This is a genomic window from Streptomyces sp. NPDC088730, from assembly GCF_044751215.1.
In the GTDB taxonomy this organism is placed as follows: domain Bacteria; phylum Actinomycetota; class Actinomycetes; order Streptomycetales; family Streptomycetaceae; genus Streptomyces.
Genome location: NZ_JBIVLK010000015.1, coordinates 134537 through 149891, shown reverse-complemented (window position 1 = coordinate 149891; position 15355 = coordinate 134537). Strand labels below are relative to the sequence as shown.

At 72.3% G+C, this 15355-nt stretch carries 15 protein-coding genes; 10 read left to right on the top strand and 5 right to left on the bottom strand.

Annotated elements, in window-relative coordinates; translation table 11 throughout:
• Nucleotides 1-8 precede the first annotated feature (8 nt).
• Entirely contained in the window at nt 9-788 is a 780-nt protein-coding gene (locus tag ACIP89_RS31830; RefSeq protein WP_401930465.1) for a DNA polymerase beta superfamily protein, read from the top strand.
• Here ACIP89_RS31830 and ACIP89_RS31825 read toward each other — a convergent pair.
• A complete protein-coding gene (locus tag ACIP89_RS31825) occupies nt 777-1487 on the bottom strand; it encodes a DNA polymerase beta superfamily protein (RefSeq protein WP_401931836.1) in 711 nt (236 codons plus the stop codon). The two genes, ACIP89_RS31830 and ACIP89_RS31825, sit on opposite strands and share 12 nt — an antisense overlap.
• 179 nt (nt 1488-1666) lie before the next feature.
• On the opposite strand from ACIP89_RS31825, the gene aroH reads away from it, so the two are divergent.
• The 5 genes from aroH to der all read left to right on the top strand — a co-directional run bounded on the left by aroH (nt 1667) and on the right by der (nt 6144).
• Nucleotides 1667-2029, top strand: coding sequence for a chorismate mutase (gene aroH, locus ACIP89_RS31820; protein WP_401930470.1), 363 nt, complete (start codon nt 1667-1669; stop codon nt 2027-2029).
• On the top strand, nt 2026-3111 hold the full coding sequence (locus ACIP89_RS31815; RefSeq protein ID WP_401930473.1) for a prephenate dehydrogenase: 1086 nt from the start codon (nt 2026-2028) through the stop codon (nt 3109-3111). Before aroH ends, ACIP89_RS31815 begins: the two co-directional genes overlap by 4 nt.
• A 123-nt stretch (nt 3112-3234) precedes the next feature.
• The gene (cmk, locus tag ACIP89_RS31810) at nt 3235-3951 is read left to right on the top strand and encodes a (d)CMP kinase (RefSeq protein WP_402117894.1); all 717 of its coding nucleotides are present in this window, start codon (nt 3235-3237) and stop codon (nt 3949-3951) included.
• Nucleotides 3948-4610 carry a lysophospholipid acyltransferase family protein gene (locus ACIP89_RS31805; protein ID WP_402117892.1) on the top strand — a complete coding sequence of 221 codons (663 nt, stop codon included), beginning with the start codon at nt 3948-3950 and terminating at the stop codon, nt 4608-4610. The genes cmk and ACIP89_RS31805 overlap by 4 nt, the downstream gene beginning before the upstream one ends.
• Before the next feature lie 64 nt (nt 4611-4674).
• The gene (gene der / locus ACIP89_RS31800) at nt 4675-6144 is read left to right on the top strand and encodes a ribosome biogenesis GTPase Der (protein ID WP_401930481.1); all 1470 of its coding nucleotides are present in this window, start codon (nt 4675-4677) and stop codon (nt 6142-6144) included.
• A gap of 115 nt (nt 6145-6259) precedes the next feature.
• Here the strand turns inward: der and ACIP89_RS31795 are convergent, their stop codons facing one another.
• Together ACIP89_RS31795 and ACIP89_RS31790 are read right to left on the bottom strand one after the other, a co-directional pair.
• A complete protein-coding gene (locus tag ACIP89_RS31795) occupies nt 6260-6598 on the bottom strand; it encodes a hypothetical protein (RefSeq protein WP_402117891.1) in 339 nt (112 codons plus the stop codon).
• A gap of 146 nt (nt 6599-6744) precedes the next feature.
• A complete protein-coding gene (locus ACIP89_RS31790; protein WP_402117889.1) occupies nt 6745-7527 on the bottom strand; it encodes a hypothetical protein in 783 nt (260 codons plus the stop codon).
• A gap of 669 nt (nt 7528-8196) precedes the next feature.
• Between ACIP89_RS31790 and ACIP89_RS31785 the strand changes: the two genes are divergently transcribed.
• Nucleotides 8197-8412 carry an I78 family peptidase inhibitor gene (locus ACIP89_RS31785; protein WP_401930490.1) on the top strand — a complete coding sequence of 72 codons (216 nt, stop codon included), beginning with the start codon at nt 8197-8199 and terminating at the stop codon, nt 8410-8412.
• 127 nt (nt 8413-8539) lie between these two features.
• Here the strand turns inward: ACIP89_RS31785 and ACIP89_RS31780 are convergent, their stop codons facing one another.
• Nucleotides 8540-9586: a phosphatase PAP2 family protein gene (locus tag ACIP89_RS31780; RefSeq protein WP_402117888.1), complete on the bottom strand. Its 1047-nt coding sequence runs from the start codon at nt 9584-9586 to the stop codon at nt 8540-8542.
• A 555-nt stretch (nt 9587-10141) separates the two neighbouring features.
• Here ACIP89_RS31780 and ACIP89_RS31775 point away from each other — a divergent pair.
• Together ACIP89_RS31775 and ACIP89_RS31770 are read left to right on the top strand one after the other, a co-directional pair.
• Nucleotides 10142-11869, top strand: a complete 1728-nt coding sequence (locus tag ACIP89_RS31775) for an MFS transporter (RefSeq protein ID WP_402117887.1) — start codon at nt 10142-10144, stop codon at nt 11867-11869.
• A 150-nt stretch (nt 11870-12019) separates the two neighbouring features.
• A complete protein-coding gene (locus tag ACIP89_RS31770) occupies nt 12020-13231 on the top strand; it encodes an acyl-CoA dehydrogenase family protein (protein WP_401930498.1) in 1212 nt (403 codons plus the stop codon).
• Nucleotides 13232-13270: 39 nt separating this feature from the next.
• Here the strand turns inward: ACIP89_RS31770 and ACIP89_RS31765 are convergent, their stop codons facing one another.
• Complete coding sequence (locus ACIP89_RS31765; RefSeq protein WP_401930501.1) at nt 13271-13714, bottom strand: cell division protein SepF; 444 nt, start codon at nt 13712-13714, stop codon at nt 13271-13273.
• Nucleotides 13715-14021: 307 nt separating this feature from the next.
• On the opposite strand from ACIP89_RS31765, the gene ACIP89_RS31760 reads away from it, so the two are divergent.
• Entirely contained in the window at nt 14022-15305 is a 1284-nt protein-coding gene (locus tag ACIP89_RS31760; RefSeq protein WP_402117922.1) for a DUF5685 family protein, read from the top strand.
• Nucleotides 15306-15355 lie beyond the last annotated feature (50 nt).

The window sequence follows — 15355 nt, the reverse complement described above, 5'->3', positions numbered from 1 at the left end:
TTACGGACATGAAGCGTCTCAAGGAAGCCGGGCTGCCGGTCACCGACCTCGGCCCGGTCGTCGCCGGGGAACGCCACCCGCTGCTGTTCGCCACGGTCTCCGGGGCGCATCTGTACGGGTTCCCCTCAAAGGACTCGGATGTGGACCTGCGGGGGGTCCACCTCCTGCCCGCGGCCGATCTCCTCGGCCTGCGCGAGCCCGAGGAGACCCGGTCGCGGATGTGGGACCAGGACGGCGTGGAGATGGATCTGGTCACCCATGACCTGCGGAAATTCGTCCGGCTGATGCTGAAGCCGAACGGCTACGTACTGGAGCAGCTGCTCTCCCCACTGGTCGTGCACACCAGCGCGGTCCACGCGGAGCTGGTGGCTCTCGCCCCGGCCGTCCTCACCCGTAACCACGCGCACCACTACCGGGGATTCGCCAACACCCAGTGGCGGCTCTTCGAGCGGACCGGTGAGCTCAAGCCGCTGCTCTACACGTTCCGGGCGCTGCTCACCGGCATCCACCTGATGCGCAGCGGCGAGGTACTGGCCCATCTGCCGGCCCTGCTGGAACGAGTGGCCGCGCCGGCCGCTCTGCCCGGCCTGATCGCGGCCAAGGCCGAGGCCGAGCACGGGGGAGCGGAGGGGGTGGACCGGGCGGAGGCGGCGCGGGACGTCGAGTCGCTGCACCGGGTGCTCGACGCGGCGCAGGAGGGCACGGCCCTTCCGGACGCGCCGGGCGGGTTCGACGCGCTGCACGAACTGGTGGTGCGGGTGCGGCTCGCCGGGGCCTCAGCCGGCTGAAGCGTCCCCGGCCGCCGCGGAGGCCCGCCGGGCGCGGATCAGGAAGTCCTCGATCCGCGCCCGGTCCGGCTCGGCAGGCAGCGGGGAGCCGACGGCCGCCGCGTCGTTCTCCTCGGCCAGCCTCTTCATGCGCCGCTCCACCTCCGGCCACGGCACCTCGCCCCGCCTGACCGCGAGCAGTCCGTCACGGGCCGCGCCCACGCCGATCGTGAGCTCGCCCGTACGCAGCAGGTCCCGGCTGCTCGTCAGCAGCCTCAGCAGATGCATGGCGTGCTTCCAGCGCGGCGCCCCGTGCTGCCGTACGTCCGCCTCCAGCTTCCTGCGCTGGCCCGTCGCGTAACGGACGAAGGTTCCGTGTGCCCGGAGGGAGAGAAACGCGCCGCGCAGCGAGAGCAGTTCGCGGCCGGTCGCGTCGGCGTGTTCCACCAGCGGTGAGTGCAGGCATTCCAGCACGTTGGGGTTGGCCCGCAGCGCCAGTTCGCAGAAGCGTTCCAGCTCCCAGGAGAACTGCTCGTCGGCCGGTCCCTCGACATGGGCCGGCGGCTTCTCGAACCGCCAGAACAGCGGGGTCGGTGCGAGGAAGACCCCCCGCCGGTCGGTGTCGCTGCCGTCCGTGGCCAGCCCGAAGGCGCGCGAGCCCATCACGCAGGAGTAGACGGTGTGGTCGCGCACCAGCGCCTCGCCGGACGGAGTGATCATGCGGGGAGGCTACGCGAGAGCCCGGGACGGCCGTTCCGGGACCCGGCGCCACCGACGCGTCTCACGGACAGGGCGGCCCGGCGCGGGACCCCGCCGCCCCTCTACGCTGAAACAGCTGAAAACCGGAACAGCCTGTACACAGGCAGCACGAAGCGGTACGGACAAGCGAGGAGCACGACGTGGCGGTACGAGCGGTCCGAGGAGCCGTCCAGCTGGAGCGGGACGAGGCCGGGCACATGGGCGAGCGGGTCGGCGCTCTCCTGACAGCCGTCCTGGAGCGCAACAGCCTTGTCCCGGACGACCTGATCAGCATCTGGTTCACGGCCACCACCGACCTGCACAGCGACTTCCCGGCCGCCGCGGCGCGCGGGATCGGTATCGTCGACGTACCGCTGATCTGCGCCCAGGAGCTGGACATCGAGGGGTCGATGCCCCGGGTGGTCCGGATCCTCGCCCACATCGAGACCTATCTCCCCAAGTCCGAGATCGCCCACGTCTACCTCGGCGCCACCGCCGCCCTGCGCAAGGACATCGCCCAGTGAGAAACGCCGTTGTCATCGGAACAGGCCTCGTCGGCACCTCCGCGGCCCTCGCCCTCGCCGGCCGGGGCATCACGGTGTACCTCGTCGACCACGACCCGGAGTCGGCCCGGACGGCGGCCGCGCTCGGCGCGGGCACCGACGAGGCGCCGGACGGACCGGTCGACCTGGCGGTCGTCGCCGTACCGCCGGCCCACACCGCGACCGTGCTCGCCACCGCCATGCGCGAGGGCGTCGCCCGCGGCTACCTCGACGTGGCCAGCGTCAAGGGCGGCCCTCGCCGCGAGCTGGAGGCACTCGGCGTCGACCTCGCCCCGTACATCGGTACGCACCCGATGGCGGGCAAGGAGCGATCCGGTCCGCTCGCCGCCACCGCGGACCTCTTCGAGGGCCGCCCCTGGGTCCTCACGCCGACCCGGGACACCGACACCGAGGTCCTCAACCTCGCCCTGGAACTGGTCGCGCTCTGCCGGGCCGTGCCGGTCGTCATGGACGCCGACGCCCACGACCGGGCCGTCGCGCTCGTCTCCCACACCCCGCAGCTGATCTCCTCGATGGTCGCCGCCCGGCTGGAGGAGGCCGACGAGACCGCGGTACGGCTGTGCGGGCAGGGCATCAGGGACGTCACCAGGATCGCCGCGTCCGATCCCCGGATGTGGGTGGACATCCTCTCCGCCAACCCTGGACCGGTCGCCGACGTCCTCGCCGGGGTCGCCGCCGACCTGGACGAGACCGTCACCGCGCTGCGCGGGCTGCAGTCCGCCGACGAGGACAAGCGCCGCGCGGGCACCGAGGGCATCCAGGACGTGCTCCGCCGGGGCAACGCCGGCCGGGTCAGGGTGCCCGGCAAGCACGGAGCGGCCCCCGCCTCGTACGAGATCGTGGCCGTACTGATCAGCGACCGGCCGGGCGAGCTGGCCGGGATCTTCGCGGACGCCGGCCGGGCCGGGGTCAACGTCGAGGACGTACGCATCGAGCACGCCACCGGCCAGCAGGCGGGCCTCGTGCAGCTCATGGTCGAGCCGAGCGCCGCCCCCGGCCTCAGCGCCGCACTGCGCGAGCGCGGCTGGTCGATCCGCCCGTAGCCCTTGGGGCACCGGGCCGGGAGGCAGTTGTCCACAGGGGTGGTCGGGCCCGCGCCGACACTCGGTAACCTTGTGCGGGGCGGGTTCGCGCGTCCCGTCCCGCCCATCCCGTGTACCAGGAAGGTGTCCACCACCGTGGAAACCGTAAGCGCCGCCGCCCGGACCGCCCCGGCCGCAGTGATCGTCGCCATCGACGGGCCCTCCGGCACCGGCAAGTCCAGCACGTCCAAGGCCGTCGCCGCCCAGCTCGGCCTGAGCTATCTGGACACCGGTGCCCAGTACCGGGCGATCACCTGGTGGATGCTGAACAACGGCATCGACGTGCACGACGTGTCCGCGGTGGCCACCGCGGCCGCCAAGCCCGTCATCGTCTCCGGCACCGACCCCGCCGCCCCGACGATCACCGTCGACGGCGAGGACGCCTCCGGCCCGATCCGCACCCAGGAGGTCACCTCCAAGGTCAGCGCCGTCAGCGCCGTCCCCGAGGTGCGCACCCTGATCACCGAGCTGCAGCGCACCATCGCCAGGGGCGCGGAGAAGGGCATCGTGGTGGAGGGCCGGGACATCGGCACGACCGTGCTGCCCGACGCCGACATCAAGATCTTCCTGACCGCTTCGCCGGAGACGCGCGCCGCCCGCCGCAGCGGAGAGGTGCAGGGCTCCGATCTCGCCGCCACCAAGGAGGCGCTGATCAAGCGGGACGCCGCCGACTCCGGCCGCAAGACCTCTCCGCTCGCCAAGGCGGCCGACGCCGTGGAGGTGGACACCACCGAGCTGACCCTCAAGCAGGTCATCGAGTGCGTCGTCACCCTCGTCGGGGAGAAGCAGGCGGCGAAGTGAGCCCAGCCGCGGGGGCGCCCACGCCGCGTGGCGCGGCGGTCGGGCGCTCCATCGGGATCGGGCTGATGTACGGGCTGTTCAGGCCCCGTGTGCTCGGCTCGTGGCGGGTCCCCGCCTCGGGACCCGTCATACTCGCGGTGAACCACTCGCACAACGTCGACGGTCCGATGCTGATGGGCACCGCGCCCAGGCCCGTCCACTTCCTGATCAAGAAAGAGGCGTTCGTCGGCCCCCTGGACCCGTTCCTGCGCGGAATCGGTCAGCTGAAGGTGGACCGTACGACCGCCGACCGCACCGCCATCACCCACGCCCTCGGCGTGCTGGGGGAGGGCGGGGTGCTCGGGATCTTCCCCGAGGGCACCAGGGGCGAAGGAGACTTCGCCTCGCTGCGCGCCGGGCTCGCGTACTTCGCGGTACGCAGCGGGGCGCCGATCGTGCCCGTGGCCGTACTGGGAAGCACGGAGCGCCGCGGACGGCTGATATCGGCGCTGCCGCCGCTGCGCAGCCGCGTCGATGTCGTCTTCGGCGAGGCGTTCGACGCCGGTGACGGCAGCGGGCGGCGCACGCGCAAGGCGCTCGACGAGGCGACCGTGCGGATCCAGGGCCGGCTGACCGGCCACCTGGAGCAGGCCAGGCGCCTCACCGGGCGCACTGGGTAAGACTTGAGTAGTGGACCGCGTGCTGCGTGGTCCATCGATGATGATGCAAAGAGGAACGGACTTCATGAACGACCAGATTCACTCCGACGGCTCGGACCACGAGCACGGAGCGCTTGGCGATGCCGAGTACGCGGAGTTCATGGAGCTCGCCGCGCAGGAGGGGTTCGACCCCGAGGACGTCGAGGGCGCGATCGGTGAGGCCGGTCACGGACCGCTTCCCGTGCTCGCCGTCGTCGGCCGCCCCAACGTCGGCAAGTCGACGCTGGTGAACCGGATCATCGGCCGCCGTGAGGCCGTCGTCCAGGACAAGCCGGGCGTCACCCGTGACCGCGTCAGCTACGAGGCCGAATGGGCGGGCCGCCGCTTCAAGGTCGTCGACACCGGCGGCTGGGAGCAGGACGTGCTGGGGCTCGACGCCTCCGTCGCCGCCCAGGCCGAGTACGCCATCGAGACGGCCGACGCGGTCGTCTTCGTGGTCGACTCCACCGTCGGCGCCACCGACACCGACGAGGCCGTCGTCAAGCTGCTGCGCCGGGCCAAGAAGCCCGTCGTGCTCTGCGCCAACAAGGTCGACGGACAGAGCGGCGAGGCGGACGCCACCGCGCTCTGGTCGCTCGGCCTCGGCCAGCCGCACCCGGTCTCCTCGCTGCACGGCCGGGGCACCGGCGACATGCTGGACGCCGTACTGGACGCGCTCCCGGAGGCGCCCGCGCAGTCGTTCGGCACCGCGGTCGGCGGGCCGCGCCGCATCGCGCTGATCGGCCGTCCGAACGTCGGCAAGTCCTCGCTGCTGAACAAGGTGGCCAACGAGGACCGGGTCGTCGTCAACGAACTGGCCGGCACCACCCGCGACCCGGTCGACGAGCTGATCACGCTCGGCGGCATCACCTGGAAGTTCATCGACACGGCCGGTATCCGGCGCCGGGTCCACCTCCAGGAGGGCGCGGACTACTACGCCTCGCTGCGCACCGCGGCCGCCGTCGAGAAGGCCGAGGTCGCGGTGATCCTGATCGACTCCAGCGAGTCGATCAGCGTTCAGGACCAGCGCATCGTGACCATGGCCGTCGAGGCCGGGCGTGCGATCGTGGTGGCCTTCAACAAGTGGGACACCCTCGACGAAGAGCGCCGCTACTACCTGGAGCGCGAGATCGAGACGGAGCTCGCGCAGGTCGCGTGGGCCCCGCGGGTCAACGTCTCGGCGCTCACCGGCCGCCACATGGAGAAGCTGGTCCCGGCGATCGAGACCGCGCTGGACGGCTGGGAGACCCGCGTTCCCACCGGCCGGCTGAACGCGTTCCTCGGCGAGATCGTCGCCTCGCACCCGCACCCGATCCGCGGCGGCAAGCAGCCCCGTATCCTCTTCGGCACCCAGGCGGGCACCAAGCCGCCGCGCTTCGTGCTCTTCGCCTCGGGCTTCCTGGAGCACGGCTACCGGCGCTTCGTCGAGCGCCGGCTGCGCGAGGAGTTCGGCTTCGAGGGCACCCCGATCCACATCTCGGTGCGGGTCCGCGAGAAGCGCGGCCGCAACAAGTAGCCGGCGGGCGGCGCGGCCCCGGCGCGGGAGCGCCCCGGCCGCGCCGCTGAGCGCCCGGACACGACTGAGCCCCGGACCACTCGGAGATCGAGTGGTCCGGGGCTCAGTCGTAGGGTCAGGCCCCTCGGGAGCCCGGCGGCAGCGCGGCCTGTACCCGCCCCGCGTGCCGTCCCACGCGCTGCCAGGAGCCGAGGCTGCCGGTGTGCGTACCGGGGCTGCCGCTGCCGTGCCCGGCGGCTGAGCCCGCGAAACCGCCCGCGCCGCCGTGCCCGGAATGGCCGCTCAGCGGGGCGCGGGAGCCGAAGAACCCGCTGCCGAAACTCGGGAGCCCCAGGCTCTCCTCCCCGGTCCGGTCACCAGGCAGCGCCCTGAACGAGCGGCGGTACTCGGAGTACAGCGCGTCGTAGATCGGGGTGCGGGACGGGCCACCCGATGGGTCCTGCGCGGGACGCATGGCAGGGATCGGGCTCGGACGCTGGTGGGAGGGGTCGTATGAGTGCACGTATGTGCCAACGACCCCGCCGCCCGTGAGATGCGGGCGCGCCGCAGAAATAGCTGTTGGCCCGGAGTGCCCGAGGTGCCCGGAGTGCCGGGACACGGTCAGGTACCGGCCAGCGGCATCGCCGCGGCGACCAGGATGCCGCCCGCCGTGGTCTTCTCCAGGGCGTCGCGCAGCAGGTCCTCGCGGGGCTGCTGGCCGATCGAGCCGGCCGGGGCCGCGTAGACGAGCACGGTCTGCGACTTGTTGACCGCGGCCCGCCAGCCCTCGGTCACCTGGAGTGGCGCGTGCGCCTGCCACCAGGCGACCGGGGCGCCGCCGCCGGTGCCCGGCTGGAGCACGGCGTGCAGCTGACCCATGGCGAGCAGGATCGACCAGCCGTGCAGCACCTCGGGGACCTGATCCATCCGCTGGACCGGGTGGAAGCCCTGCTCCAGCAGCAGTTGCAGGAACTCGTCGCCGCCGCTGCCGTCCGTGCCGGGCCGGGCGATCGCCCCGGTCGGTTCGACGACCAGGGCCGGGTGGAGTTCGTCGTCGATCAGGACGAGGCCGCTGGTGATCCCCAGCACGGCCTGTTCGGGGTTCGCCCCGCCCTGGGCCTCCTGCTCGCTCCCGGTGATGCTGCGCACGGCGCCCTGCAGCTGTTCCTCGGCCACCTGGACGACCTGGGAGGGGATGCAGGTCGCGTGGGCGAAGGCGAGGACCGCGGTCTCGTCACCGACGAACAGCACCGTGCTGGTGCGTTCCTGCTCGGAGTCGCCGGGGGTGCGGCAGGAGGTGCAGTCGTAACTGCCGGGGGCGTTGTCGCCGACGAGCAGCCGGTCGGCTTCGGCGTCGCCGATCTCGGCGCGTACGTCCTCGCTGACGTCGAGCATGCGCGGCACGGGTGGCTCCTCGAACTCGGTACGTGCGCCGGGCGGTTCCCGGCTCATGAAGAAGACAACGGGTGAGCCGCTGCCGGGGTCACGCGAGAATGCGAACGGAATCGAACCGGGGAGCCGACCGGTCGGCGATACGCCGAAAAGTCAGGAAATCGTCGGGAAATCGGGGCATGCGGGCGCGGCCCCGCCCCGGACCGGACGGTGCCGGGGACCTACGGGAACCCCGTCCGTGCCGCCCCGTCGTGCCGGTGGCCGCAGGGGCCGCCGCGATGTCGGAAAGCGGGGTGATTCGGGCCGCCGGCTATACGGCCGAACCGCGCGGCCGGACCCGGTGCGATGGTGTGGATATTGTGAGCATGAGATAAGGGTGCGATAAGGAAGGATGAATTCCTGACGGGTATTTCGCTTACGGGAGGATATTCGGGAGGGAAATCAACGGCGTCCGTGGAAGGAAATCCGGCCCGTTTCGCCGTCCTCTCCGCTGATCGTTTTCCGGCCTGTGCGATTACTGTGCGTCCAGTTCCGAATCGCGCGATCGGGTGACGGGGTACGGCGGGAACGTGTGTGGTGATCCTGTGACACAAGCGTGACCGGTGAGGGACGTGAGGATGCAGTGCGACCGGCCGGCGCCCCGGCTTCCGTCGCCGTCCCGGGCCGCCTACGGTGAGAGGCATGGCACCCATACCGACCCCTTCCGCCCAGCCCGACGACCCGCCCGGCGCGTATGTCGGCCTCGGCGCCGAGACCGCCGAACGCAGGGCCCGGGAGCGTGGCTGGACCACGGTCAGAGCCCTGCCGCCGGGCACCGTCATCACCATGGAGTTCCTGGGCGGCCGCATCAACTTCGAGGTCGACGGCGGCGTCGTGAAACGCTGCTGGGTCGGCTGAGCAACCCGTACGGCCCGCTGCCGCCCGGTGCGGGCCGCGGACATGGCTGAGGGCCCCGACCGGAGTCGGGGCCCTCAACCATGTCGGGGCCTTCACCCGTGCGGGCGAGTGCGTCCGCGCGTACCGGTCAGCCGCCCGCCACCGGCCGGGCCGGGGCCGTGCCGCCGCGCGGCGTGCGGTCCGCGTGCGGCGGGCGGCGGCTGCCCGCCGGGGTGACCGGGGTGCGTTCCGAGCGGGCCGGGTGGCCCTGGTGCACGGGGGGCGTGGTGTGGGCGCGCGGGCGGCTGCCCCCGGCCGTCGTGACCACCGCCACCGCCGCCGGGCGGCTGTCCGTGGCGGCCGGCGGGCGGACCTGGTCCCGGACCGCCTCCGCCGCGGCCGGCTGCCCGGCCGGAACCGGCTGGGGGTCGCCCGCCGCGACGGGCGGGGCCGGTACGAGCCTGCTGCGGGCGCTGAGCCGCTCCCGGGCCGCGAAGATCCAGTTCTCCGCCCGGGTGATCATCGGCTCGCACCACGGCAGGCCGAGCAGGATCAGCAGTCCCGCCGCCCAGCCGAGCACCACGTCGCTGAGCCAGTGCGTACCGAGGTAGACGGTCGTGAGGCCGACCCCGAGCGATACGACCGCGGACATCGCGGAGAGATAGCGCCTGGCCCGCGGGGTGGCGGCCAGGTAGGCGAGGATTCCCCAGGTCACGACCGCGTTGGCGGTGTGCCCGGACGGAAATATATCGCCGCCGGCGAAGAGCTCGGCCGATCCGATCTGGGTCGCGTAGTGCGGGCCGAGCCGGCCGAGGCCGTACTTGACCGCTCCCACCGTCGCGTTGAGCAGCAGCAGTGAGGCGCCCAGCGTCAGCAGGGGGCGCAGGGTGTGCTGCCGCCAGGAGCGCCACCCGAGCCAGCAGGCGACCATGACGGCGGTGGGTCCGCGCTGACCGAGTACGACGTAGTAGTCGAGGAAGGCATGGATCTCGGGCCACTGCTGGTAGGGCCGGAAGAGCATGACCTTCCAGTCCAGGGTCACCAGCCAGGACGACATGAGCACGGCAATGACGATGGCGAGATAGAACGCCAACGTCCCGCCGAAGAGAGCGATGCGGTGACGGCTCATCCGCGGTGTCTCTATCTTCGGCGGTTCCGGCTCCCGGTCCAGGCGGGCGAAGATGTCGGTACGCACCCAATCGACGTTACAGCGAGTGAGTGGGTGACCTGGTCGATCCGGCCGCTTTGTGATGACGATGTGATGTGGACTATGTCTCAGTGCGGCCGGTTTTCCCGGCCCGCCGGAGAATCCTGGATTCCTTCCGTTCTATTACTTCGGTACGTGCGCGGAGAGCTTTTTGGATATTGGCGTAAAAGCGCACGGGATATCGAAGTGCATTTACCGGGAGTGACGGAGAGGCGGAACGGACGGTATCGATCCGGTTACTCGACGCCTTCGCCCGCCCGCCGGCAAGCGCTCCGCACCGCTCCCGCGGCCCGTCCCGGGCGCCGCCGGACAGCCGGTCCGCGCAGGTCGGGAGGGGTCTCCCGGCGGGCCGGGCCGGCCGCGGGCAGTGGCGCACGCCACAGTCGGAGGCCGTTGGCGGTATGAGATGGACCACGTGTGGCCCTGTCGAACTCGCGTACGCTGACGCATCACTCGCCCGTCGATGCCGGGCCCGGAGGGACAGCGGTCGCTGGATCCCCAGCGGGCCTGCCGAGCGCGAGGGACCTTCTGGGAGGTAGATGCATGTCCGGGACGACCACAGCCCGAGCCCGCCTGCGCGCAGCCGCCGACGGTGCCAACCGATGGGTCGTCCTGGTCGTCCTCTGCCTCAGCCTGCTGCTCGTGGCGCTCGACGCGACGGTGCTGCACGTCGCCGTCCCGGCCGTCACCGAGGACCTGCGGCCAAGCGCCGTCGGCCTGCTGTGGATCGTGGACGCGTACCCACTGGTCTGCGCCTCGCTGCTGATCCTCTTCGGCACCCTCGGGGACCGGGTCGGGCGGCGGCGCGTCCTCCTGCTCGGCTACGCCCTCTTCGGAGCCGCCTCCGCCGTCGCGGCGCTGGCCGACAGCGCGGGTGTGCTCATCGCGGCGCGGGCCCTGCTCGGTGTCGGCGGCGCGATGATCATGCCGGCCACCCTGTCGATCCTCCGCCAGGTCTTTCCCGACCGGCGCGAGCGGGCCGTGGCGATCGGCGTGTGGTCCGCGGTCGCCGCGGTCGGCGCCGCCACCGGACCGGTCATCGGCGGCTTCCTCGTCGAACACTTCTGGTGGGGGTCGGTCTTCCTGGTCAACATCCCGCTGATGGCGCTGCTCCTCCCGGTCGGCCGGCTGCTGCTCCCGGAGTCCCGGGGCGGCGACGACGGCCCCTGGGACGTGCTCGGCGCCCTGATGGCCGCGGCCGGTGTGCTCGGAGTGGTGCTGGGTGTCAAGCGGGCGGGCACCGGCGAGGGTGTCCTCGGACCGGCCACGCTCGTCCCCCTGCTGACCGGGGCCGCGCTGCTCCTCGCGTTCGTCCGCCGCCAGAAGCGGCGCACGCACCCGCTGATCGACATGGGGATGTTCGCCAGGCCGGCCTTCTCCACCGCGGTGGGCTGCATCGTCGTCGCCATGCTGGCCCTGGTCGGCCTGGAGCTGATCGCCGTCCAGTACCTCCAGCTCGTCCTGGGCCTCAGCCCGCTGGAGACCGGCCTGCGGCTGCTGCCGCTCACCTTCGCCGCGATGGCGGCGGGAGCCACCGGTTCGTACACCCTGCGCCGGGTCGGGCCCCGCCGGATGGTCGGACTGGGCTTCGTCCTGACCGCCGCAGCGGTGCTGATGCTGACCGTGATGGGGCAGCACGACCGGCCCGGACTGCTCACGGTGTCCTTCGTCGTGCTCGGCTTCGGCCTCCAGTCCACGCTCTTCGGCGCGTACGAGTCGATGCTCAGCGAGGCCCCCGCGGACCGGGCCGGCGGGGCGGCCGCGATCGGTGAGACCTCGTACCAGCTGGGCGCGGGCATGGGGATCGCGTTGCTCGGCAGCGTCATGAACGCCGCGTACACCCCGGGCCTCGCGCGGCTCCCCGAAGCGGGCGTCCCCGCCGCCGCCGGAGCCGCCGCCTCCCGCTCGCTCGGTGAGGCCTACCAGGTGGCCGGGCAGCTCGGGGGGCCGCTCGGCGGGGTGCTGCGCTCCACGGCCCGGCACGCCTTCGTGCACGGGCTGCACATCACCCTCCTGGTCAGCGCCGCCCTGCTGCTGCTCGGGGCGCTCGCCGCGCTCCGGCTGCCCCGGGTGATGGAGTGCCCGCCGCCGATCGGCGAGCTCGGTGAATCCCCGGAGGGGCGCCGGGCCGCCGAGGCCCCGGAGACCGGGGATTCCCGCGGTCACCGGGGCGGCGAAGCGCCGGCGGCCGACCGGCCGGGGGCCCTGCTGCCGCTGCCCGGCGCGCGGCGGGCGGCGGAGGCGACCGGCTCTGGACGCACGGCACGCTGAGCCGTAACGTCGGCACGACGCCCGTAACTAACACTGCTAGTTTCCGGTGCCGGGCCGTAACGTCGGCACGACGCCGTAACCCGCTCCGCTGGTTTCCGGCGTCCCGTACGACCTCTCCGTACCGTTGCGAGCCGCCGGAGGCACATCCTCATGTCCACCGCTCCGCCCTCGAAGCTCCCGCCCTTCGACCCACGCGACCCCATCGGCATCGACGACCTCCTGAGCCCGGAGGACCTGGCGATCCGCGACACCGTCCGGGCCTGGGCCGCCGACCGCGTCCTGCCGCACATCGCGCAGTGGTACGAGGACGGCGAACTGCCCGGCATCCGCGAGCTGGCCCGCGAACTCGGCTCGCTCGGCGCCCTCGGCATGTCTCTGCAGGGCTACGGCTGCGCGGGCGCCACCGCCGTCCAGTACGGGCTGGCCTGCCTGGAGCTCGAAGCGGCCGACTCCGGCATCCGCTCACTCGTCTCCGTACAGGGCTCCCTCGCCATGTACGCGATCCACCGCTTCGGCTCCGAGGAGCAGAAGCAGCGGTGGCTGCCGGGCATGGCGGCGGGGGAGATCATCGGCTGCTTCGGCCTGACCGAGCCGGACCACGGCTCGGACCCGGCCGGCATGCGCACCCACGCCAAGCGCGACGGCGAGGACTGGGTGCTCAGCGGCCGCAAGATGTGGATCACCAACGGCTCGGTCGCCGGGGTCGCCGTCGTCTGGGCGCAGACCGACGACGGGTCCGCCGGCACCGGCATCCGGGGATTCGTGGTGCCCACCGACGCGCCCGGCTTCTCCGCGCCCGAGATCAGGCACAAGTGGTCCCTGCGCGCCTCGGTCACCAGTGAACTGGTCCTCGACGGGGTACGGCTGCCCGCCGACGCGGTGCTGCCCGGAGCCACCGGTCTGCGCGGGCCGCTCAGCTGTCTCAGTCACGCGCGCTACGGCATCGTCTGGGGAGCCATGGGCGCCGCACGGGCCAGCTTCGAGGCGGCCGTCGACTACGCGCGGACCCGGGAGCAGTTCGGGAAGCCGATCGGCGGCTTCCAGCTCACCCAGGCCAAGCTCGCGGACATGGCCGTCGAACTCCACAAGGGCATCCTGCTCGCCCACCACCTGGGCCGCCGGATGGACGCGGGCAGGCTCCGCCCGGAACAGGTCAGCTTCGGCAAGCTGAACAACGTGCGGGAGGCCATCGAGATCTGCCGCACCTCGCGCACCATCCTCGGCGCCAACGGGATCTCGCTGGAGTACCCGGTGATGCGGCACGCAACGAACCTGGAATCGGTGCTCACCTACGAGGGAACCGTGGAGATGCACCAGCTGGTGCTGGGCAAGGCGCTCACCGGTCTGGACGCGTTCCGGTAGTCCGGAACAACGGCCCGACCGATTCGGTGAGCGCCCCGCTCAGCTCTGGTTGAAGAAGCCGTCGGCCGGCCGGCCGGCGGCTTCGCCGTTGACCACCTGGGTGTCCGCGGGGGTCAGCAGGAAGACCCGGGTGGCGACGCGGTCGATGGACCCGCGCAGTCCGAAGATCAGCCCTGCCGCGAAATCCACCACGCGCTTGGCGTCGGCGGAGTCCATGGAGGTGAGGTTCATGATCACCGGGACGCCGTCCCGGAAGAGCTCACCGATGCTCCGGGCGTCCCGGAAGCTGTCCGGGGTCACGGTGGCGATCCGGCGGCCCGTCTCCTCGGCCGCCTCGGACGCCACCCGCACCCGCGGATCGGTCACCCAGGCCTGTCCGGTCCCGGTCCGTGCACCCTCGGAGTAATCGTCGTCGTCGTAGTACCGCTCGTCGTTGTCCTCTACGAGGCCCAGCCAGGCACTCGCCTTGCGCACCGATCCCATGGACGCCTCCTCTCACCGCGGTTCCTTGGCGTTCCGCATCTCTCTCGTATCCCTATGGTCGTCCATGATGCGGATCGTGCGCCAAGGGGATAGGCGGCGCGCAGGCCATTCGTGACGGTACTGGTGCAGAGGATATGGCGATTCGTCAAGGTTCCTCCTGCTAAAGGACCCTGGAGAAAGAAAATATGATGCTCCGGGCCGTACGGGTGACATGGGGGACGTACGGGTGAACGGGGCGCTCGATACGATGCACGGCGCGCCCTCGCCCCAGCGCGGCGCACAGCTGAACGAGACCCGGGGGATCGTCGTGTTCGGAATAGTCAGGCCCTGTGTCCACCGGCTGTCGGACGGGCTCAGGGCCGAGTGGATGGCCCATCTCTGCGGGCTCTGTCTGGCACTCCGGTCCGATCACGGACAGTTCGCCCGTATCGTGACGAACTATGACGGCCTGATCATCTCGGTCCTGACGGAGGCTCAGACCGAGCGCACCCCCGCGCAGCGCCGCAGGGCGGGCCCCTGCCCGCTGCGCGCCATGCGGACCGCCCCGGTCGCGCGGGGCGAGGGGGCCAGGCTGGCGGCCGCCGTCTCGCTGGTGCTGGCGTCGGCCAAGGTGCGGGACCACGTCGCGGACCGGGACGGGCTGTTGAAGCGGCGCCCGGTCGCGGCGGCGGCACGCAGGGTGGCGGCGGGCTGGGATCGCGCCGGCGCGCGGACCGGCGCGCAGCTCGGCTTCGACACGGCGTTGCTCGTCGACGCCGTCGACCGGCAGACCGGCATCGAGCTGCTCGCCGGCCCCGGCACCCCGCTGCTGACGGTCACCGAGCCCACCGAGACGGCCACCGCGGCGGCCTTCGCGCACACCGCCGTCCTCGCGGGCAGGCCGCGGAACGCCGAGCCGCTGGCCGAGGCGGGCCGCCTCTTCGGACGCCTCGCGCATCTGCTGGATGCCGTGGAGGACCAGGAAGCTGACGCCGCGTCGGGTGCCTGGAACCCGCTCACCGCGACCGGCACCTCGCGCGCCGAGGCCCGCCGGCTGTGCGACGACGCGCTGCGCGGCGTACGGCTGGCGCTGCGCGACGCGGAGTTCACCGACGGCAGGCTGGCCCATGTGCTGCTGGCGCACGAACTGCGCCGCTCGGTGGACCGGGCCTTCGCCACGGACGTCTGCTCCCACCGGTCGGGCGGCCTGCTGACCGCGGGCCCCGCCGGCCCGGACGGAGCCGTCCGTCCGTCAGCCGATGACCTGTCGGCCGATCACCCGTCAGGAGGGGGCCACGCGGCGCAGTTCGGGCCGCCGCCGGGCAACCCCTACGCGCCCTCGGGGCCCGGCGCCCCCTCCGGCCCGCCGCAGCCGCCGCCGGAGCCGCCGCGCGACCGGCGGGGGCTCGTCGTGGGGTGCCTGGTGTGGGCCGGGCTGGCCTGCACCTGCCAGATGTGCTGCGGCACCTTCGACGATCCGTGGACCCGGCAGCGCCGCGAGGGGCTGTGCAACGACTGCGATTGCGGTGACTGCTGCGATAGCTGTGACTGCTGCGGCGACTGCTGTGACGGCTGCGATTGCTGCGACTGCGGCTGTGACTGCAGCTGCTGATGTGACGTCACGCCAGGCCCCTCGCGCGCACCCCCGGCGCACCTGATGGC

What these genes read in the sequence shown, in the direction of transcription:
- ACIP89_RS31830 (WP_401930465.1), top strand. Translation starts at nt 9, where the DNA reads ATGAAGCGTCTCAAGGAAGCCGGGCTGCCGGTCACCGACCTCGGCCCG.
- ACIP89_RS31825 (WP_401931836.1), bottom strand. Translation starts at nt 1,487, where the DNA reads ATGATCACTCCGTCCGGCGAGGCGCTGGTGCGCGACCACACCGTCTAC.
- der (WP_401930481.1), top strand. Translation starts at nt 4,675, where the DNA reads ATGAACGACCAGATTCACTCCGACGGCTCGGACCACGAGCACGGAGCG.
- ACIP89_RS31795 (WP_402117891.1), bottom strand. Translation starts at nt 6,598, where the DNA reads ATGCGTCCCGCGCAGGACCCATCGGGTGGCCCGTCCCGCACCCCGATC.
- ACIP89_RS31785 (WP_401930490.1), top strand. Translation starts at nt 8,197, where the DNA reads ATGGCACCCATACCGACCCCTTCCGCCCAGCCCGACGACCCGCCCGGC.
- ACIP89_RS31775 (WP_402117887.1), top strand. Translation starts at nt 10,142, where the DNA reads ATGTCCGGGACGACCACAGCCCGAGCCCGCCTGCGCGCAGCCGCCGAC.
- ACIP89_RS31770 (WP_401930498.1), top strand. Translation starts at nt 12,020, where the DNA reads ATGTCCACCGCTCCGCCCTCGAAGCTCCCGCCCTTCGACCCACGCGAC.
- ACIP89_RS31765 (WP_401930501.1), bottom strand. Translation starts at nt 13,714, where the DNA reads ATGGGATCGGTGCGCAAGGCGAGTGCCTGGCTGGGCCTCGTAGAGGAC.